General features: G+C 60.6%; 16 protein-coding genes and 1 riboswitch. Of the genes, 9 read left to right on the top strand and 7 right to left on the bottom strand.

All coding sequences use genetic code 11. The features are described from left to right. The first annotated feature begins 170 nt into the window (after window positions 1–170). From FHT28_RS12985 to FHT28_RS12965, 5 genes are all read left to right on the top strand, one after another. Entirely contained in the window at window positions 171–1,706 is a 1,536-nt protein-coding gene (locus tag FHT28_RS12985; protein ID WP_168596460.1) for an MDR family MFS transporter, read from the top strand. Window positions 1,707–1,776: 70 nt separating this feature from the next. Beyond that, window positions 1,777–1,893, top strand: a riboswitch (TPP riboswitch). Window positions 1,894–1,943: 50 nt separating this feature from the next. After that, window positions 1,944–2,972, top strand: a complete 1,029-nt coding sequence (thiB, locus tag FHT28_RS12980) for a thiamine ABC transporter substrate binding subunit (RefSeq protein WP_168596459.1) — start codon at window positions 1,944–1,946, stop codon at window positions 2,970–2,972. Between the two features lie 10 nt (window positions 2,973–2,982). Continuing rightward, window positions 2,983–4,620 (top strand): thiamine/thiamine pyrophosphate ABC transporter permease ThiP, encoded by a 1,638-nt coding sequence (gene thiP / locus FHT28_RS12975; RefSeq protein ID WP_168596458.1) that lies wholly within the window; start codon window positions 2,983–2,985, stop codon window positions 4,618–4,620. Then, on the top strand, window positions 4,613–5,341 hold the full coding sequence (locus FHT28_RS12970; RefSeq protein ID WP_047637692.1) for an ATP-binding cassette domain-containing protein: 729 nt from the start codon (window positions 4,613–4,615) through the stop codon (window positions 5,339–5,341). Before thiP ends, FHT28_RS12970 begins: the two co-directional genes overlap by 8 nt. 379 nt (window positions 5,342–5,720) lie before the next feature. After that, window positions 5,721–7,145 carry a M48 family metalloprotease gene (locus FHT28_RS12965; protein WP_168596524.1) on the top strand — a complete coding sequence of 475 codons (1,425 nt, stop codon included), beginning with the start codon at window positions 5,721–5,723 and terminating at the stop codon, window positions 7,143–7,145. 39 nt (window positions 7,146–7,184) lie between these two features. Here the strand turns inward: FHT28_RS12965 and FHT28_RS12960 are convergent, their stop codons facing one another. The 5 genes from FHT28_RS12960 to FHT28_RS12940 form a co-directional block, all read right to left on the bottom strand. Then, entirely contained in the window at window positions 7,185–8,048 is an 864-nt protein-coding gene (locus tag FHT28_RS12960) for an RNA polymerase factor sigma-32 (protein WP_037195866.1), read from the bottom strand. Window positions 8,049–8,451: 403 nt separating this feature from the next. Continuing rightward, window positions 8,452–9,024 carry a CarD family transcriptional regulator gene (locus tag FHT28_RS12955; RefSeq protein ID WP_034509382.1) on the bottom strand — a complete coding sequence of 191 codons (573 nt, stop codon included), beginning with the start codon at window positions 9,022–9,024 and terminating at the stop codon, window positions 8,452–8,454. 396 nt (window positions 9,025–9,420) lie between these two features. Continuing rightward, on the bottom strand, window positions 9,421–9,759 hold the full coding sequence (fdxA, locus tag FHT28_RS12950) for a ferredoxin FdxA (RefSeq protein ID WP_034509384.1): 339 nt from the start codon (window positions 9,757–9,759) through the stop codon (window positions 9,421–9,423). A 207-nt stretch (window positions 9,760–9,966) separates the two neighbouring features. Continuing rightward, the gene (locus tag FHT28_RS12945; RefSeq protein WP_037195864.1) at window positions 9,967–10,371 is read right to left on the bottom strand and encodes an RNA-binding S4 domain-containing protein; all 405 of its coding nucleotides are present in this window, start codon (window positions 10,369–10,371) and stop codon (window positions 9,967–9,969) included. A 3-nt stretch (window positions 10,372–10,374) separates the two neighbouring features. Then, entirely contained in the window at window positions 10,375–13,518 is a 3,144-nt protein-coding gene (locus FHT28_RS12940) for a helicase-related protein (RefSeq protein ID WP_168596457.1), read from the bottom strand. Window positions 13,519–14,790: 1,272 nt separating this feature from the next. On the opposite strand from FHT28_RS12940, the gene FHT28_RS12935 reads away from it, so the two are divergent. From FHT28_RS12935 to FHT28_RS12925, 3 genes are all read left to right on the top strand, one after another. Beyond that, window positions 14,791–14,946 (top strand): DUF3309 family protein, encoded by a 156-nt coding sequence (locus tag FHT28_RS12935; protein ID WP_075853478.1) that lies wholly within the window; start codon window positions 14,791–14,793, stop codon window positions 14,944–14,946. Between the two features lie 47 nt (window positions 14,947–14,993). Further along, on the top strand, window positions 14,994–15,248 hold the full coding sequence (locus FHT28_RS12930; RefSeq protein WP_037195857.1) for a YMGG-like glycine zipper-containing protein: 255 nt from the start codon (window positions 14,994–14,996) through the stop codon (window positions 15,246–15,248). A 159-nt stretch (window positions 15,249–15,407) separates the two neighbouring features. Continuing rightward, complete coding sequence (locus FHT28_RS12925; protein WP_167669527.1) at window positions 15,408–15,581, top strand: hypothetical protein; 174 nt, start codon at window positions 15,408–15,410, stop codon at window positions 15,579–15,581. Between the two features lie 44 nt (window positions 15,582–15,625). Here the strand turns inward: FHT28_RS12925 and FHT28_RS12920 are convergent, their stop codons facing one another. Together FHT28_RS12920 and FHT28_RS12915 are read right to left on the bottom strand one after the other, a co-directional pair. Further along, window positions 15,626–16,351, bottom strand: a complete 726-nt coding sequence (locus FHT28_RS12920; RefSeq protein WP_037195853.1) for a beta-ketoacyl-ACP reductase — start codon at window positions 16,349–16,351, stop codon at window positions 15,626–15,628. Window positions 16,352–16,474: 123 nt separating this feature from the next. Further along, window positions 16,475–17,656, bottom strand: coding sequence for an acetyl-CoA C-acetyltransferase (locus tag FHT28_RS12915; protein ID WP_092573105.1), 1,182 nt, complete (start codon window positions 17,654–17,656; stop codon window positions 16,475–16,477). A 240-nt stretch (window positions 17,657–17,896) separates the two neighbouring features. Here FHT28_RS12915 and phaR point away from each other — a divergent pair, with 240 nt between their 5' ends. Next, window positions 17,897–18,469, top strand: coding sequence for a polyhydroxyalkanoate synthesis repressor PhaR (gene phaR, locus FHT28_RS12910; protein ID WP_034509395.1), 573 nt, complete (start codon window positions 17,897–17,899; stop codon window positions 18,467–18,469). The last annotated feature ends 86 nt before the right edge of the window (window positions 18,470–18,555 follow it).

The raw sequence follows: 18,555 nt of genomic DNA, 5'->3' as shown, positions 1-18,555 counted from the left end.
TCATCTTTCCACCATATCAGAGGCGGAAAAGAAATAAAACATGCAAACAGCATTCACCTGTCATTGACAATTATATGCTAACAGCACATATGTTTCCTATATGAAGCCGGGGCGCCCCGCGCATTCGCTCGACTGCGCAGCGTTTCGGACAAGCTCGGATATCTTGCTCCATGGACATGCAGACAACGTTCGCGCCGCTCGTGACGGATCCTAGGCGGCGGCTTATTCTCTTCCTGTTTCTGATGACCGCCATGTTCATGGCAACGCTCGACAATCAGATCGTATCGACGGCACTCCCTACCATCGTCGGCGAGTTCGGGCATCTGGAACGCTTCGGCTGGATCGGATCGGCCTATCTTCTCTCCCTTTCCGCCGTCATGCCTGTTTACGGCAAGCTCGGCGACCTCTTCGGCCGCAAATATGTGATGATGACGGCGATCGCGATCTTCACTGTCGGCTCCGCCGTCTGCGGCCTTGCGGTGTCGATGAACACGCTGATCGCCGCCCGCGTGCTGCAGGGCTTCGGCGGCGGCGGCATCATGGTATCGATCTTCGCCGTCAACGCCGATCTCTTTGAGCCGCGCGAACGCGCCCGCTACCAGAGCTATTCCAGCCTCGTGCTGATGGCGTCCGGCGCCATCGGCCCCGTCCTCGGCGGCACGATGAGCGATCTGTTCGGCTGGCGCTCGATTTTCCTCGTCAATGTGCCGATCGGCTTCATCGTGCTCGCCGGCCTCGCCACCATGCTGCCCTACCGCAAGCCGGCCCGCCGGCCGAAGATCGATTACGCCGGCGCGCTTGTTCTTGCGCTGACGACGACAAGCATCGTGCTCGCCGCAGACGGCACCGAACTCTTCGGATCGCTGCTGTCGCCGCAATGCCTCGGCATCATCGCCTTTGGTGCGATCTGCGCCATCGCCTGGGTCTTCATCGAGCGGCGTGCGCCGGAGCCAATCGTGCCGATGACACTGTTCCGCAATCCGACATTCGGCCTGCTCCTCATCATCTCGATCACCAGCGGTGCGGTCGCCATCGGCATGGTCAACTACTTCGCTCTCTTCCTGCAGACGACGACGGGCCTCTCGCCCTCGCTGGCCGGCCTGCTGTTCATCCTTTTGACCGGCGGCATCGTCTGCGGCTCGCTTTCCGCCGGCAGGTTGATCGCGGCAAGAGGCCGCTACAAACCCTTTGCCGTCGCCAGCGCCGCCTGCAGCACCATTGCTTTCGGCTCGCTCGCCTTCGTCCATGCCGGCACGCCCATCGCCGTCATCGGCGGCCTGATGCTGCTGCACGGCATCGGTATCGGCCTTGCGCAGCAGGTGCCTGTCATCGGCGTGCAGAACGCCGCCAATAGCCGCGACGTCGGTGCTGCTACCGGCGCGGTGACGCTGTCTCGGATGGGCGGTGCCTCGATCGCCATCTCCATCTATGGCGCCATCATCGCCGCCAAGCTCGGCAATGTCGGTGTCTCGATTTCAGGCGTTTCCGACATCAAGGAACTGACGCCGAAGATGATGGCGGCCCTGCCGGAAGCCACCCGCGAAGCCGTCGCCAATGCCTATGCAAGCGCCTTCAGTCCCCTGTTCATGACGGCAGCCGGCATCTGCATGCTCGGCCTTCTGACAGCGCTCACGCTGAAGAACGTGCAGCTGCCCGGCGCCACCAAGAAATTCGAAAACACGGTTGCCGCCGAAGCCGCCGAATAGATCGTGCGGCCTGCAATCGACGGGGGAATCATTCCCCTTGTCATCCCTTCGTCGCAAGGCTAAATCTGCCGATGCTCTAACGGGGTGCCTTATGTCCTTTGGGATATTTGGCTGAGAGGCTTTGACAGGCCAACCCGCGGAACCTGATCCGGCTAACACCGGCGGAGGGATTAGACGCGTGACGAAATCATAGCGCCCTTTTCCCCTTCAAGACGAAACCAAAGAGGAGGCGCTGTCATGCACGACCGATCGCTATTGTCATTCTTCGCCGGCCTGGCTCTCGCCGCCGGCACGACGTTTTTTACTGCCCAGGCCGCCCAGGCTGCGGACAAGACGCTGACCATCTACACCTATGAGAGCTTTACCGCCGATTGGGGTCCCGGCCCCAAGGTCAAGGCCGCCTTTGAAAAGACATGCGGCTGCACGGTCAACTACGTCAGCGTCACCGACGGCGTGGCGCTTCTGTCCCGCCTCAAGCTCGAGGGCGCCGGCACCAAGGCCGATATCGTTCTCGGCCTCGACACCAATCTTGTCAATGAAGCCAAGGATACCGGCTTGTTCGATGCGAGCGGCGTCGACACATCGGCGCTCAAGGTTCCCGGCGATTTCAAGGATGATGTCTTCGTGCCCTATGATTACGGCCATTTCGCCGTCATCTATGACACGCAGACGGTCAAGAACCCGCCGAAGAGCATGAAGGATCTCGTCGAGGGCGATCCCCAGCAGAAGATCGTCATCGAGGATCCGCGCACCTCGACACCGGGCCTCGGCCTCTTGCTCTGGGTCAAGTCGATCTACGGCGACAAATCAGCCGATGCCTGGACCAAGCTCAAGGGCCGCATCCTGACGGTGACGCCCGGCTGGTCGGAGGCCTATGATCTCTTCACCAAGGGCGAAGCGCCGATGGTGCTCTCCTACACCACGTCGCCGGCCTATCACATGATCGAGGAAAAGACCGACCGCTATCAGGCGGCGGCCTTCTCCGAAGGACATTACATCCAGATCGAGGTCGCCGGCCTCGTCAAATCGTCTTCGAATAAGGACCTTGCCCGCGATTTCCTGAAATTCATGGTGTCGCCGGCCTTCCAGGACATCATCCCCACCAGCAACTGGATGATGCCGGCCTCCGCCACATCGGCGCCGCTGCCGGACGCCTTCAGCAAGCTCGTGGTGCCGACGAAGACCTTCCTCATGAGTCCTGAAGTCGTCGAGAAGAACCGCAAGGCCTGGATCGACGAATGGCTGGCCGCCACCAGCGGCAACTGACATCGCGACCATGCTGACGGCACTCGAAAGAAGACGCGCCATTTCCGGCGGGGCGCTCAGCCTCGCCGGCATCGCGCTTTTCGTCGGGATCGCCGTCGTCGTCCTGCTTGCCGCCGGCATCGAATCCGGCGGCGACTCCACGCTCGCAGATCCCTATCTGCTGCGCGTGCTGCGGTTCACCCTGCTGCAGGCGACCCTGTCGGCGCTGCTCTCCATCGTGCTTGCCATCCCCGTCGCCCGCGCCCTGGCGCGCCAGCCGCGCTTTCCCGGGCGGCTGTGGCTGATCCGCCTGATGGCCGTGCCCATGGGCCTGCCTGTCCTGATCGGCGCGCTCGGTCTGCTCGGCATCTGGGGGCGCCAGGGATTGCTCAATCAGGCCCTCACGGCACTTGGCCTGTCGCAGCCCGTCAGCATATACGGCCTTGCCGGCATCCTGCTGGCGCATGTCTTCTTCAATATGCCGCTTGCCTGCCGGCTGATGCTCGCCGGGCTGGAGCGTGTGCCGGCGGAATATTGGCTTGTTGCCGGAGGCCTCGGCATGCGACCCGCCTCGGTCTTTCGCTTCATCGAATGGCCTGTCTTGCGCGGCCTCATTCCCGGCATCGCCGGTCTGATCTTCATGCTCTGCGCCACCAGCTTCACACTGGTGCTGATCCTCGGCGGCGGCCCGGCCGCGACCACGCTGGAAGTCGCGATCTACCAGGCGCTGCGCTTCGATTTCGATCCCGGTCGTGCCGTATTGCTGTCGCTGCTGCAGATCGTCGTCACAGCCGCGATTCTCGGCGCGATGACACTGTTTCCCTCGCCTGACGATCATGGGCTGACGAGCGGCCGCTCCCTGCGGCGCATCGACGGGCAGCTGCGCGCCGCGCGATGGGTCGATGCCGTATTGCTGTCAAGCGCTGCCCTCTTCATCGGCCTGCCGCTTGCCTCGGTCGTCGTCGCCGGCCTCGAAGCCGATCTTCTCAAGCTCGCCTGTCAGACGATCTTCCTGCAGGCGGCTGTCACGAGCTTCGCCATCGCACTCGCCGCCGGCCTTCTGGCCGTGGCGATATCGTTCGCGATCATCCGCGCCCGCTCGGTGATCTCCGCCGACCGCAACAAGACCTTCAGCCTGCGCGGTCTGGCGGCGGCTCTGAGTGGAACCTCCTCCCTCATCCTGCTCGTTCCGCCGATCGTGCTGGCAACCGGCTGGTTCCTGGCGCTCAGGCCATTCGGCGATCCCAGCCGCTTCGCCGCCGTCCTGATCGTGACAATCAATGCGCTGATGGCGCTGCCCTTCGTCATCCGCGTCCTCGAGCCGGCTTACGTGGTTCATAGACGCCGCACCGAGCGGCTGGCGGCGAGCCTCGGCCTTGAGGGGCTCTCCCGCTTGCGCCTGATCGACTGGCCCGGCCTGCGCAAACCGCTTTTCACGGCGCTCTCCTTCGCCATCGCGCTTTCGCTCGGCGATCTCGGCGCTGTCGCTCTTTTCGGCTCGGACAGCCTGATGACCCTGCCCTGGCTGGTCTACAGCAAGCTCGGCAGCTACCGCACCAACGATGCCGACGGATATGCCTTGATCCTCGGCGTGGTATGCCTTCTCCTCACCATCGCCGGCACGGCGGGCCAAGGCACCCGCGAAGACGAAGGCAGGCGAAATGACTGACCGCGGCGACATGATCGAACGCAGCATCGCGATGACCGGCGTAGAACTGCGCCTCGGCACGCATGATTTCCGCTTCGATTGCGCATTGCCGGAGGGCAGGATCATTGCCATTGCCGGCCCCTCCGGCTCGGGCAAGTCGACCTTCCTCAACCTGTTGGCCGGCTTCGAACAGCCCGATCGCGGCCGCGTCCTGCTTGCCGGACAGGATGTGACCGGCAAGCATCCCGCCGAACGGCCGGTGTCGCTCGTCTTCCAGGACAACAATCTCTTTGCCCATCTGGATCTCTTCACCAATGTCGGCCTTGGCATCAGCCCGTCGTTGAAACTCTCCGCCCGGGACCGCCAAAGGGTCTCGGAAGCGCTGGCGCGTGTCGGGCTCCCGGGTTTCGAAAAGCGCAAGCCGGGAACGCTTTCCGGCGGAGAGCGGCAGCGCGCAGCCTTCGCCAGGGCACTGGTGCGCGACAAACCGATCCTGCTCCTGGACGAACCCTTCGCCGCACTCGATCCTGGGCTGCGCTCCGGCATGGTCGAGCTGCTGAAGGCTCTCCACCACGAAAGCGGTAATACGGTCCTCATCGTCTCGCACGATCCGGCCGAGGTCAGGCGTCTTGCCGACCATGCCGTCTTCATCGACGGCGGCACGATTCGGCTTTCCGCGCCCATCGAAGCCTTCCTGAAGGAGGGCGGCATTCCGGCACTGACCACATTTTTGCAGCATTGAATGCGACGCAGCATGCTGTTGCCGGTTTTGCCTTAATTTCGTCCAGCCAAACGGCTGAAAGTCCTGGGAGAAATGCTTGCTAAAATACAACGCTGCCACATTTAAACGGAGTCTCGCTATGCAACCGGTGCCAAAATCGGCTAGAGCAAGGGGTGGAGACCGTCCGGTAAACGCGGATTGATGGGGTGAAAGCAACCTTTATCGGCGCGCGACGACGATCGGCCCGGTAACGATCAACCGGATTTTGGCGCCGAGCCGGCATGGCAGCGAAATGAGTGAGACACAGGTACTGAAGCAGAGCGAACGAGCAAAACGAAGGATCAGCGTGCCCGTCGCAGCCCGTTTGCGCCGCCTGGCTTCTCTTCTTGTCGCCGCGGCAATGTTGAACAGCTGCCAAACGGTGATGGATCAGTCCTATCAGCCGAGCGTTTCGCCCTCAGCCAATCCGCAGATCGTGTCCGAGGTGCAGAAAAACGATCCGCGCGCGCAGATGGGCGCGCGCGAGCATCCACGCATTCTCGCGAGTTACGGCGGCGAATACAAGGACGCCAAGACCGAACGTCTCGTTGCCCGCATCGCCGGCGCCTTGACCAGCGTGTCGGAGAACCCGCAGCAATCCTATCGCATCACCATTCTGAATTCGCCGTCGATCAACGCCTTCGCCTTGCCGGGCGGCTATCTCTATGTGACGCGCGGCCTTCTGGCTCTTGCCAACGATGCGTCGGAAGTTGCCGCCGTGCTGTCGCACGAAATGGCGCACGTGACAGCCAATCACGGCATCGAACGCCAGAAGCGCGAAGAGGCCGAGGTCATCGCCAGCCGCGTCGTCGCCGAGGTCCTGTCGAGCGATCTCGCCGGCAAGCAGGCGCTGGCCCGCGGCAAGCTGCGCCTCGCCGCCTTCTCCCGCCAGCAGGAACTGCAGGCCGACGAGATCGGCATTCGCACACTCGGCCAGGCAGGCTATGACCCTTACGCCGCGGCACGCTTCCTGAACGCCATGGAAGACTACAGCCGCTTCATGACGGCCAATTCCGACGTCGACCAGAGCCTGGACTTCCTGTCCAGCCATCCGAGCACTCCGCAGCGCATCGACCTCGCCAAAGCACACGCCCGCGAATTCGGCGAGGAAGGCAAGGTCGGCGACACCGGCCGCGACTATTATCTGAACGGTATCGACGGCCTGCTCTATGGCGACAGCCCGGAGGAAGGCTATGTGCGCGGCCAGACCTTCCTGCATGGCGGCCTTGGCATTCGTTTCGACGTGCCGCCTGATTTCCGTATCGACAACAAGGTCGAGGCTGTCATGGCGACCGGTCCTGGCGATATCGCCATTCGCTTCGACGGCGTTGCCGACACCCAGAACCAGAACCTGACGAATTATATTTCCAGCGGCTGGGTGACCGGCCTCGATCCTTCGTCGATCCAATCGATCACCGTCAACGGCATGCCGGCCGCCACCGCGCGCGCTTCTGCCGATCGCTGGGATTTCGACGTCACCGTCATCCGCGACCGCACGCAGATCTTCCGTTTCCTGACGGCGGTGCCGAAGGGGAACCTCGCCCAGCTCGATCAGACGGCCAATGTGCTGCGGTCGAGCTTCCGGCATATGACCCCGGAGGAGGCTTCATCGCTGAAGCCGTTGCGGGTTCGCGTCGTCACCGTCAAGCCCGGCGATACGATCACCACGCTTGCTGCCCGCATGATGGGCATCGACCGCAAGCTCGACCTGTTCAAACTGATCAATGCCCTGCCCACCGGCGCAAACATTGCACCGGGCGACAAGGTCAAGATTATTGCGGAATAACGGCGGGTTTACCTTCCCCCGCTCGGGAGAAGGTGTCTCTCAGGCATAGGTTGCCATACGCGGGTCGGCATCCACCAGCGCGCTGCGGAGCTTGTCCATCGCGCGGCTTTCGATCTGACGCACACGTTCCTTGGAAATGCCGAGATCGGCGCCAAGCTCCTCCAGCGTCGCCCCATCTTCGACAAGGCGGCGGGCGCGGATGATCTTCATCTCGCGTTCGTTGAGGTGCTTCAGCGCCGATGCGAGCCAGATGCGACGACGTTCGCCGTCGATCATGTCGGAAACCTGCTCATCCGGAAGCGGCTCGTCGCTGATGAGAAAATCGATACGTTCGGCGCTCTCGGAATCACTTGCTATCGAAGGCGCCTGCAGCGAGGTGTCGCTGCCGGAAAGGCGCGCATCCATGGTCTGCACATCGGCAAGGCTGACGCCGAGCGTGACGGCGATTTCCTCGTGGATAGACTGAACGGTAATGCTCGAATTGCTTCTTGCGAGCTTGGCGCGCAGACGGCGGAGATTGAAAAACAGCGCCTTCTGCGCCGAACTCGTGCCGCCGCGCACGATCGACCAATTGCGCAGGATATAATCCTGGATCGACGCGCGGATCCACCAGCTGGCATAGGTCGAAAAGCGCACTTCCCGCTCCGGCTCGAAGCGGGCGGCAGCTTCCAGCAAGCCGACGTAACCTTCCTGCACGAGATCGCTCATCGGCAGTCCGAAATTGCGGAATTTGCCTGCCATCGAAATGACAAGGCGCATATGGGCGGTTGCGATCTGATTGCGGGCGCCGCGATCATCGTGATCCTTCCAACGTATGGCGAGATCATGTTCTTCGTCACGATCTAGATATGGAGCAGCCATCGCAACTTTAATCATGCGCCGATCTGCAGACATATTCGTCATATGCATCTCCTGGGTTCGGCCTCAAGTCGTCTCTGTGCCGCGGTCGACGAAAAGGGCAGCAAGCGTCGTTTCCGAACATCCCTGCTCGGATGAAAATCAATGAATGAAATGCAATTGGAGACCAATCTCCGGCTCGCCGGATAATCGATGACTAGTCTAACTCGATATCAGCGAACGAATCTGACGATTGAAGCATCTTCAGATCGCCGGGGAGCTTCGAATGAAAACGCATAGGCCGGTCCTCGTGAACATCAATGAAACAGCCAGTCGAGACAACTCACCCGTAGGAAGGAACCCGCACCGACCGCCAACACGAGCTTTAAACGCGGCAGACGGAAAAAGGTTCCAAAGAAAAAACCCGGCACGAGGGCCGGGTTTTTTGAAGCAGTATCTGGCACTGGCCTTATGCGGCTTCGTCCTGTGAATCGTCTTCTTCGACGACCTTGCCGCGCTTGGGACCCTTGTTGAGATTGGCCTCGACGAGGCGAACGGCTTCGGTCTCCGACATCTTGTTTACGGCAGCAATTTCGCGCGCCATGCGATCGAGCGCGGCTTCATAGAGCTGACGTTCGGAATAAGACTGTTCCGGCTGATTCTCGGCACGATAAAGATCGCGAACCACCTCAGCGATAGAGATCAGATCGCCGGAATTGATCTTGGCATCATATTCCTGAGCGCGACGCGACCACATGGTACGCTTGACGCGGGCCTTGCCCTGGACGACCTTAAGTGCACGCTCGACGAAATCCGTCTCGGAAAGCTTACGCATGCCAATGCTCATGGCCTTGGCCACGGGCACCTTCAGACGCATCTTGTCTTTTTCGAAGTCGATCACAAAAAGCTCAAGCTTCATGCCTGCGACTTCTTGCTCTTCAATCGCGGTGATCGTACCAACCCCATGAGCGGGATATACGATCGATTCACCAGTCTTGAAGCCATGGCGTGCTGCTGAAGGTTTTTTCTGCTGGGTCGTCATTCTTTTCAAAAACTCCCTGTTACGCACCGGTAAAGGCCGGCGCCGGGTCAGTCAGGCCCGGATGAGACGGAAGCACCGTCGGGTGACTTCATCCTGGTCCAGCCAGACTCATGCAAAAGAAACCCCTCCATCGCGATCCCAGACCCGACAACTCAAAACGTTGATATGTCAAGGAAACCGCGTACGGATTGGTGATTTGCTTTCGTGATGGTTTTGGGCATGCGAAATGCCGCTGTGGATCAGTGTGGGCAAGCTATCACAAAAATCTGAGGAAATCAATAATTTGCTTCACGCGCGCCAAAAAGGCCACGTTGACAGCCCATGCGGCCCAACGGCAATGATTCGTTCCGTGCGATATCGACTACACCTTTATCGGCAGCCTGTCACGGCTTTCGATCAGTCGCCCGCACCCGGGTTCGCCGAGAAATACTTCTCGAACTTGCCCTCTTCGCCGTCCATTTCCTTGGCTTGCGGAAGCGGATCGCGCTTTACCGTGATATTCGGCCAGATGGACGCATATTCGGTATTGATCTTCAGCCACTTGTCGAGACCCGGCTCCGTATCGGGCTTGATCGCCTCGGCAGGACATTCGGGTTCGCAGACGCCGCAATCGATGCATTCGTCAGGATGGATGACGAGAAAATTCTCGCCCTCGTAGAAGCAGTCGACGGGGCAGACTTCCACGCAATCGGTGTATTTGCAGCGGATGCAATTGTCGGTCACGACGTATGTCATGAAGCACTCCAGGAATGTCTCTAGTTTTCCGCGGATGCGCAACCTGGAACGTCGCGCCCTCCCGCGGTGCCGAACGAACAGACGAATGCCAAGCGAGCACGCGTGCCGTCCGGCTGGTTACCGGCAGGTTGATGGTGAGGTATCGACTTTGTAAGCCAATTTCAAGGACAAACAATCTTGAAAACCATCCGGGGCAGACAGAGTTTTCTAATCCCCGTCCTTGGTCAGGCGATCGATGGCGCGCCGGTCGCGTTTCGTCGGCCTGCCGCTGCCCGGCGCCCGCAAGGCCTGTTCGAACGCCGTGAGGCGTTTTGTCTCATCTGGCGGAGGCGTCAGGTCCTCGTAGAGCAGCTTGGCTTCCTCAAAGGGTCCCCTGCGTTCGCCGGGTGCACGCACGACGAGGACCAAATCGCGCCGTTCGAGGGACAGCTCGATCCGGTCGCCTGCCTTGATGCCATAGCTCGGCTGCACGACCCGTTCGCCGTTCACCCGCACGCTGCCATTCTGCACATAGACCTGCGCCAGCGAACGGGATTTCACCATGCGGGCAAAGAACAGCCATTTGTCGATGCGCTGGCGCGAACCGGAAAATGTCTGTCCCTCATCCTTCATGGCCTATTTCTTCATCTGCTCCTTAAGCGCAGCGAGCTTTGCGAAAGGAGAATCCGGATCGATCGGCTTTTCCTTGCGCGGCGGCTTGGCTTCGAAGCGTAAAGGCTGCGACGCGCCGCGATTGTTCCGGTCGTTCCGATTGTTGCGGTCATTGCGATCGCCGCGTTCCTGGCGGTCGTTGCGCTCGGGGCGGCCACCTTGATGCGGCGGACGGCCACCATCGCGATTATTGCCGCGCGGGCCCTTGTCGGCACCACGGACTTCGCGACCGTCGCGCTTGTCACGGCCTTCGCGATTGCCTTCGCCGCTCGGCTGCTGCTGCTCGCCAGCGCGGCGGTTGCCGTTCTGAGCGCGGCCCTCGCCCTGTTGGCCACGGCGATCACCGTGACCACGCCCGCCTTGACGCTGCTGTTGATCGCTGCGACCGCCAAGACGCCAAAGCAGAACCGGCTTCGGCTCCACCGGCTCGGCTGCAACGGCCTCGGTTTCAGTGGCTTCGGTTGCCGCAACCGCCGGCTCAGTCGATGCATCCGCAGCCGGAACTGGTTCCTCGGCGGTTGATTCGGCCTCCTTGGCGGGCTCGTCGCTGGCAGCGTCGGCATCGTCGTGGTCTGCCTTTTCGGCAGCAGCTTCCGTCGCCTGCGCGGCCGGAGCCGCCACTGCATCCTGCTGTGCGAGGAAGGCTGTCGCCTCCTCCGCCTTCACGGGATCGGCACGATAGCCGAGACCCTTGAGGATCTCTTCCATATCCTCGAGCGTCGCGCCGAGGATCGAGAGCATCGCCGTCGTCGTCGTGAAGCGGCGGCCGTCATAGGCGCCTTCAGGTCGCGAAGCCTGGCCGGGCTTCCACTGCAGCAGCGGGCGGATGATATCCGCCAACCGCTCGAGAATGTCGATGCGCACCGCGCGCTTGCCAAGGAAGCGGAAACCGGCGAGCTTGTAGAACATGCGCTCGTAGCTCGGATCGGTGACAACAGAGGTGCGGCCGGCGGCCAGCACCGGAATGAGATCGCCATAACCCGGCTTGTCCAGGCCATCGTTCTTCAATGCCCAGAGCAGGCTGATGAGCTCGGCCGGAGCCGGCTTCAACAGCGCAGGCACGAAAATATGATAGGCGCCGAAGCGAACGCCGTAACGGCGCATGGAGGCGCGCGCGTCCTGATCCAGCGACTTCACCTCTTCGGTGACATCGCGGCGGAAGAGCACGCCCAGATTTTCCACCAGCTGGAAGGCCAGCCCCTTGGCGAGGCCCTGCAGATCCTCAGCGCGCTGGAGGTCGTCGAGCGGCTTCAGGATCGTGCTGATGTGATGGTTCACGAAGCGCTCAATGCGGGCGGCTACATGATCGCGCGCGTTGCCGGTCAATTGCTCGTCGGCGAGCAGGAGGACACGCGGCCGCATGATATGATCGCTGCCCGACAGGCGCGCCACGGGATCGCCGAGCCAGCGCACGAGACCATCGGCGCTGATCGCAAGATCGCTGTTGCCGGCCGCGTGCATGCGAGCGGCACGCGCCTCGAACTCCAGCGCAAGCGCCTTCAGCGAAGCCGACTGGACAGCCTTGGCGTCCGGCCCCTCCGTTCCGGAGATTGGCGTGAACCGGAATCCGGTCAACTGCCCCACATGATGCCCCTCGACGAAGACATCCCCATTCACACTGATTTCAGCTTCCAGCATCGCATTCTCTCTCAGGCGCTTCATGAGCACAGATGTCCTGCGATCAACAAAGCGTTTCGTCAACCGTTCATGTAACGCATCGGACAATCGATCTTCGATTTCCCGCGTCTTTTCTTGCCAGTGTGTCGGATCGGCAAGCCAACCGGGCCGGTTCGACACATAGGTCCAAGTCCTTATCTGCGCGATTCGCGCCGAAAGCGTGTCGATCTCGCCATCTGTCCGATCGGCACGATGCACCTGCTCGGCCAGGAAGTCCTCTTTCACCGTGCCATAGCGCACGAGATCGGAAAAGAGGGTAGCGATAAGATCGGCATGCTGGGCGGGCGTGATACGCCGATAGTCGGGAAGCGCACAGGCCTCCCATAATTTTTCGACCCGCGCCGGGCTGCTGGCAAGATCGGCAATCTCCAGATCGCGTGACAGATATTCCAACGCCTGCTGGTCTACCGCAGGCAGCGCCCGCGTCAAGCCCTGCACGCGCGGGGCGTCTTCGAGACTGGCGCGCAGCTCGGCGATCGAGGCGAAGTCGAAATCCTTGCTGCGCCATTGCAGCACCTTCACCGTGTCGAATTCGTGCCCCTCCATCCGACGCACCAGCTCGTCGTCGAAGGGATCGACCTGACCCGTCACGCCGAAAGTGCCGTCCTTCAGATGGCGCCCGGCGCGGCCTGCGACCTGGCCGAGCTCGGCGGGATTGAGATTGCGGAACTGATAGCCGTCGAACTTGCGGTCCTGGGCAAAGGCGACATGATCGACGTCGAGATTGAGGCCCATGCCGATGGCGTCGGTGGCGACCAGATATTCGACATCGCCTTCCTGGTAGAGCGCCACCTGCGCATTGCGGGTGCGGGGGCTCAGCGCGCCGAGCACGACGGCGGCTCCGCCGCGCTGGCGGCGAATAAGCTCCGCGATGGCATAAACCTCGTCGGCGGAAAAGGCGACGATCGCCGTGCGTTGCGGCAGGCGCGTGATCTTCTTCTGCCCGGCATAGAAGAGATGCGACAGCCTCGGCCGCTCGATGACGGTAATCCCGGGCAGAAGCTGCTCGAGAATCGGCCGCATCGTGCCGGCGCCGAGCAGCAGCGTCTCGTCCCGGCCGCGCAAATGCAGGATGCGATCCGTAAAGATATGGCCGCGTTCCAGATCTCCGGCCAGCTGCACTTCATCGATGGCCACGAAGGAAGCACGCGTCTCGCGCGGCATGGCCTCGACGGTACAGACCGAAAAGCGCGCATTGGGCGGCGATATCTTTTCCTCACCCGTCACCAGCGCAACATGCTGGGCCCCGACCTTCTCAACGACGCGCGTATAGACCTCACGCGCGAGCAGCCGCAGCGGCAGGCCGATCACGCCACTGCCATGCGCCACCATGCGCTCGATGGCATAATGGGTCTTGCCGGTATTGGTAGGTCCGAGCACTGCGGTCACGCCGCGTCCGCTCAGGATCATGGGGTGCGAGATTTGAGTCATGGGTCCGTGCATGAGCGAGAAACTACCGTCTTCCGATCAGCGAGCTCCTCCTTGAAGAGAAGAACAAATGACGACCATATGTGACAAAGGCAAGACCTGAATCAAAAAACAGCGGCCGCAACAGCTGATTTCATAAACGGCAGTCTCAACCAAAAGCTACATTATCCCTGCACCCCATGCGAGTCCCCCCGACTGGGGAACAGCTTGGGAACGAATCGGCGACGAATCGCTGACTCGGCGGCGTTCTTCATTCGTTCACTACTATATATGGATTTCGATTCACAGAATCCCACCAGATACTGAATCGCACTTTCATGGCCTTTTTCGTGGAAAGGGGAGTCAAGCAATGAATTCGCGGGAGGCGAAATTTCACACGGATTTACGGTTAATCATTTGTAAATATACCGGATTTCCCGATGTGCCCGTCGTCGCATTAACAATCGGGCCAAAGCCGGAACGAATCAGCGACGAATCGCTGATTCCGGCAGTTTCTGCCTTTGTTCTCTACAATATATAGCGGCTTTTCGTCGAAAGCACGCAGGACTCTGAATGGTTGAGACCGCGATTCGGCCCGAATCTTGGATTGCGGTTAATCTTTCAGCGAGCCCAGATATAATGAATCAATAAATACACCCTGTAATTGTATCCGTTAACGCTTCGACCAAAGCCGGAACGAATCGGAGACGAATCGCTGATTCTTCCGCGTATTTCGTTTGTTCACGGCCATATCTAGTAGCTGGCCAGAAATGCATCGCGAGATGAAGAACGGCACGCGCCCGCCGGCCAACGCGCAAACTGGTCCCCATTAACCAATCGGACCTGCGACGCACCACTTTCCGGCGAACCGCCCAGGCTCCTTCCCGCTCGAGCCTCGAGCGCAAGCGCCTTCCCCGCCGACCCCAACGTTAACCAAGGCCATATGCAGAACGAATCGCAGACGAATCACAGACATGATCGCCTTCCCGTTTCGTTCACCGCAACATATTGTATTTTCAGCAAATTTTAACCATAGGCATAAGTCCTGCCTGGCCGGTTCGCCATCACATCACATGATCGCGTTAACCCTTTGCCGGACACCGAGCCCATTGCACTCGCGTATTTTTATTTCTTAGCCGGAACAATTTTCCCGGAAGAAAGTTTCTACGGCAGCAACGCAAGGAACTCCGCTAGTTCCCCACAAACGAACCAGCGGGGTCGCATGGAATATGCTGTTGGCCGGGCGCCAAGCCCGTGCCGGCGAAATGTTCGAGCGACGCACATGGAGGACGCATCATGCTTGGTACGGTACTGCTCGTCATACTGATTCTGCTACTGATCGGCGCACTTCCGAGCTGGGGTTACAGCCGGGCTTGGGGATATGGTCCATCAGGCGGCCTCGGACTTGTTCTCGTTATCGTTCTTATTCTGCTATTGATGGGTCGGATCTGATCCTCAGACCATTGTTGAAAACCTCGAAACACTAGGGAGCTAACACCATGAAGAAGATCATCGTCGCGATCGCGCTCGTCGGCGCACTAGCGTCGTGCACCGCCACGGAGAAAGGCACAGCCATCGGCGCCGGTACAGGCGCCCTGATCGGTGGCGTGGCCACGCATAGCTGGGGTGGCGCCGCGGTCGGCGCTGTCGCCGGTGGTGTCGTCGGCAACCTTATCGGACGGTCGCATGAACGTAGCGGCTATTGCATCTACCGCGACCGCTATGGTCACCGTTACGAGGCTCGTTGCCGCTAAGGCAGGCTGACGCCTCATGGCCGGTTGCCCTTGACGGTCGATCATGATCGTCAGGCTCTTTGCGCCGCCCCCCAGGGAGAGCAACTCCTGTAGGACAATCCTCTTCCCGCGAGAACCGATCGCGGGAAGGGAGCAGTGTTTTGAGAAAGGAACGGCATCATGGCCGCAATCATCGCAAGCATTGCAGCGTTCGCGCTCATTGGCACCAGTTTTTATGCGCTCGTCTGCGCGACAAGGGCGCGTGACAAGGAAAAGCGGCGGATGCCGTTGGAAGCCGTCGTCCTGGAATTCAAGCCGCGACGGCAGCAATCGGCCAATTCAGGCCGAGGATGATTGCCGGGCTCGCCCGGCAATCCCACCGATAACGAAGATCGGCTTCAAGCGAAGAATTGCCCGCCATTGGCTGATATCGTCGATCCCGTGATGAAACCGGCATCGTCGCTGGCAAGGAAGACAACGACGCGGGCGATTTCCTCGGGCTGGCCCAGGCGTCCCACGGGGATCTGCGGAATGATGCGCTCGTTCAAAACCTTTTCCGGCACAGCAAGCACCATTTCCGTGCCGATATACCCTGGGCAAATGGCATTCACGGTGATGTTCTTGGCAGCCCCCTCCTGCGCGAGCGCCTTGGTAAAGCCGAGGTCGCCGGCCTTGGCGGCGGAATAATTTGCCTGGCCCATCTGCCCCTTCTGACCGTTGATCGACGATATGTTGATGACGCGGCCGAAGCTGCGGTCGCGCATGCCCTGCCAGACATGATGCGTCATGTTGAACAGGCCGGTGAGGTTTGTATTGATAACCTCCTGCCATTGCTGTGGCGTCATCTTGTGGAACATGGCGTCCCGGGTAATGCCGGCATTGTTGACCAGAACCTCGACATGGCCGAGATCGTGCTCGACCTTGGCGATGCCCTTGCCGCAGGCCTCGTAGTCGGTCACATCCCACTTGTAGACGGCAATGCCTGTCACTTCGTGGAAGGCCCGCGCTTTTTCCTCATTGCCGGCATAGGTTGCCGCCACCTTGTAGCCCGCATTGCGCAGCGCCATTGAAATGGCCGCTCCGATTCCTCGCGTACCCCCCGTTACCAATGCCACTCTGCTCATGTGCCACTCCCCTTTGTTGCTGCGGAGACGAGACGACCGCTCATCAGGTCGCCTGCTCCGCCTTCACCGCCTCTTCTGGAAAACCTTGCTCGGGATCTCGAGCGCCCCCGCGCTCAAGATGCTTCAAAATGCCTCGAAGCACATGGCAACACCCATGCCGCCGCCGATGCACAGCGTGGCGAGACCCTTGCGGGCGCCGCGGCGCTTCATTTCGAACAGCAGCGTGTTGAGGATGCGCGCGCCGGAAGCGCCGATCGGATGGCCGATGGCGATGGCGCCGCCATTGACGTTGACGATCGACGTATCCCAGCCAAGGTCCTTGTTGACGGCGCATGCCTGAGCGGCGAAAGCCTCGTTGGCCTCGACAAGGTCGAGGTCGTTGACCGACCAGCCCGCTTTTTCCAAAGCTTTGCGGGACGCCGGGATAGGTCCCGTGCCCATGATCTGCGGATCGACGCCTGCCGTTGCCCAGGAAACGATGCGCGCGAGCGGCTGGATGCCGCGGCGCGAGGCTTCGGCCTCGGTCATCAGCACGGCTGCGGCCGCACCGTCATTGAGGCCGGAAGCGTTGCCGGCCGTCACCGTGCCCTCCTTGTCGAAGGCGGGCCTGAGCTTGACCATGCCATCCAGTGTCGCGCCATGGCGGATATATTCGTCGGTATCGACAGTGACGTCGCCCTTGCGCGACTGGATCGTGAAGGGAACGATCTCGTCTTTGAACCGCCCGGCCTTCTGCGCTGCCTCTGCCTTGTTCTGCGAAGACACGGCAAACTGATCCTGATCCTCGCGCGAAAGCTGCCATTGGCGCGCGATATTCTCCGCCGTGATACCCATGTGATAGCCGTGGAAGGCATCCATGAGGCCATCCTTGATCATCGTGTCGACCATTTTCATGTCGCCCATCTTGGTGCCGGCGCGAAGATGCGCGGCATGCGGAGCCATCGACATGGATTCCTGCCCGCCGGCAACGATGATCTTCGCGTCGCCGGTCGCGATCTGCTGGAGGCCGAGCGCGACTGCACGCAGGCCGGAACCGCAAAGCTGGTTGACGCTCCAGGCGGTCGCTTCCTGCGGGATGCCGGCCTTCATCGCAGCCTGGCGGGCGGGGTTCTGTCCTTCGCCGGCCTGCAGCACCTGGCCAAGGATCACTTCATCGACTTCCTTGGCGTCGACGCCGGCGCGTTCCAGTGCGCCCTTGATGGCGGTGGCGCCAAGCTCGTGCGCGGGAACGGCCGCAAAAGCGCCGTTGAAAGAGCCGACGGCGGTACGCGCCGCGCTGGCGACGACGATGGATGAACTGCTCATGGATGCCTCCTCACAGAATGGACAGTATATGAGGCGAAACTGTCAAAGCTTTGCGCCTGAGTCAAACAGCAAGAATTTTCATCGCGCACATTTCGCGAAGCTGTCACTGCCTTCAAAAAATGCAATCAAAGGAAAGGTCTTGCCGCATCGCACAAAGCGATTGTCACCAAGCTTCTTTTGCGTCTACACTTAGGGGTGGAGGAGTATTCCATACAATCAGACGGGGCCAGGAGACTGATAATGGCAAAAAATGAGGGCCAGATCGTAATCAAGAAATATGCCAATCGCCGCCTATACAACACCGGAACCAGCACTTACGTGACGCTGGACGACCTTGCGGAGATGGTAAAAAAGGGCGAGGAGTTTACCGTCCAGGATGCAAAAAGCGGTGAGGATATTACGCATTCGGTCCTGACGCAGATCATTTTCGAACAGGAATCGAAGACCGGCAACACGCTGCTGCCGATTTCTTTCCTTCGCCAGTTGATCGGTTTTTACGGCGATCAGATGCAAATGGTCGTACCGAGTTTTCTCGAGCATTCCATGCGTTCGTTCACAGAGCAACAGGTGCAGATGCGCGAGCAGATCAACCGGGCCTTCGGCGAAACGCCTCTCGGCAAGAACCTGCAACTGCCGATCCAGATGGTCGAGGAACAGGTTCGCCGCAACACCGAGATGTTCCAGCAGGCCATGCAGATGTTCTCGCCCTTCATGAAGCCCCCGGCGAAGGAAAGCCGCAAGGCCGAGGCCAAGGATATCGACGAGCTGAAGGAACAGCTCCGCGCCATGCAGAGCAAGCTGGATAGCTTGTGAAATCTACCCTTCTCCCCTCGGGGAGAAGGTGCCCGCCATCCTTCAACGCTCCAGAGGGCGGATGCGGGATGAGCGCCGGCCTTGAA

The organism is Rhizobium sp. SG570, from assembly GCF_012275345.1.
In the GTDB taxonomy this organism is placed as follows: domain Bacteria; phylum Pseudomonadota; class Alphaproteobacteria; order Rhizobiales; family Rhizobiaceae; genus Rhizobium; species Rhizobium lusitanum.
Note: the sequence above shows the minus strand (reverse complement) of the source record. Positions and strands in the feature narration are given on the sequence as shown.

What these genes read in the sequence shown, in the direction of transcription:
- FHT28_RS12985 (WP_168596460.1), top strand. Translation starts at nt 171, where the DNA reads ATGGACATGCAGACAACGTTCGCGCCGCTCGTGACGGATCCTAGGCGG.
- thiB (WP_168596459.1), top strand. Translation starts at nt 1,944, where the DNA reads ATGCACGACCGATCGCTATTGTCATTCTTCGCCGGCCTGGCTCTCGCC.
- thiP (WP_168596458.1), top strand. Translation starts at nt 2,983, where the DNA reads ATGCTGACGGCACTCGAAAGAAGACGCGCCATTTCCGGCGGGGCGCTC.
- FHT28_RS12970 (WP_047637692.1), top strand. Translation starts at nt 4,613, where the DNA reads ATGACTGACCGCGGCGACATGATCGAACGCAGCATCGCGATGACCGGC.
- FHT28_RS12965 (WP_168596524.1), top strand. Translation starts at nt 5,721, where the DNA reads ATGTTGAACAGCTGCCAAACGGTGATGGATCAGTCCTATCAGCCGAGC.
- FHT28_RS12960 (WP_037195866.1), bottom strand. Translation starts at nt 8,048, where the DNA reads ATGACGAATATGTCTGCAGATCGGCGCATGATTAAAGTTGCGATGGCT.
- FHT28_RS12955 (WP_034509382.1), bottom strand. Translation starts at nt 9,024, where the DNA reads ATGACGACCCAGCAGAAAAAACCTTCAGCAGCACGCCATGGCTTCAAG.
- fdxA (WP_034509384.1), bottom strand. Translation starts at nt 9,759, where the DNA reads ATGACATACGTCGTGACCGACAATTGCATCCGCTGCAAATACACCGAT.
- FHT28_RS12945 (WP_037195864.1), bottom strand. Translation starts at nt 10,371, where the DNA reads ATGAAGGATGAGGGACAGACATTTTCCGGTTCGCGCCAGCGCATCGAC.
- FHT28_RS12940 (WP_168596457.1), bottom strand. Translation starts at nt 13,518, where the DNA reads ATGACTCAAATCTCGCACCCCATGATCCTGAGCGGACGCGGCGTGACC.
- FHT28_RS12935 (WP_075853478.1), top strand. Translation starts at nt 14,791, where the DNA reads ATGCTTGGTACGGTACTGCTCGTCATACTGATTCTGCTACTGATCGGC.
- FHT28_RS12930 (WP_037195857.1), top strand. Translation starts at nt 14,994, where the DNA reads ATGAAGAAGATCATCGTCGCGATCGCGCTCGTCGGCGCACTAGCGTCG.
- FHT28_RS12925 (WP_167669527.1), top strand. Translation starts at nt 15,408, where the DNA reads ATGGCCGCAATCATCGCAAGCATTGCAGCGTTCGCGCTCATTGGCACC.
- FHT28_RS12920 (WP_037195853.1), bottom strand. Translation starts at nt 16,351, where the DNA reads ATGAGCAGAGTGGCATTGGTAACGGGGGGTACGCGAGGAATCGGAGCG.
- FHT28_RS12915 (WP_092573105.1), bottom strand. Translation starts at nt 17,656, where the DNA reads ATGAGCAGTTCATCCATCGTCGTCGCCAGCGCGGCGCGTACCGCCGTC.
- phaR (WP_034509395.1), top strand. Translation starts at nt 17,897, where the DNA reads ATGGCAAAAAATGAGGGCCAGATCGTAATCAAGAAATATGCCAATCGC.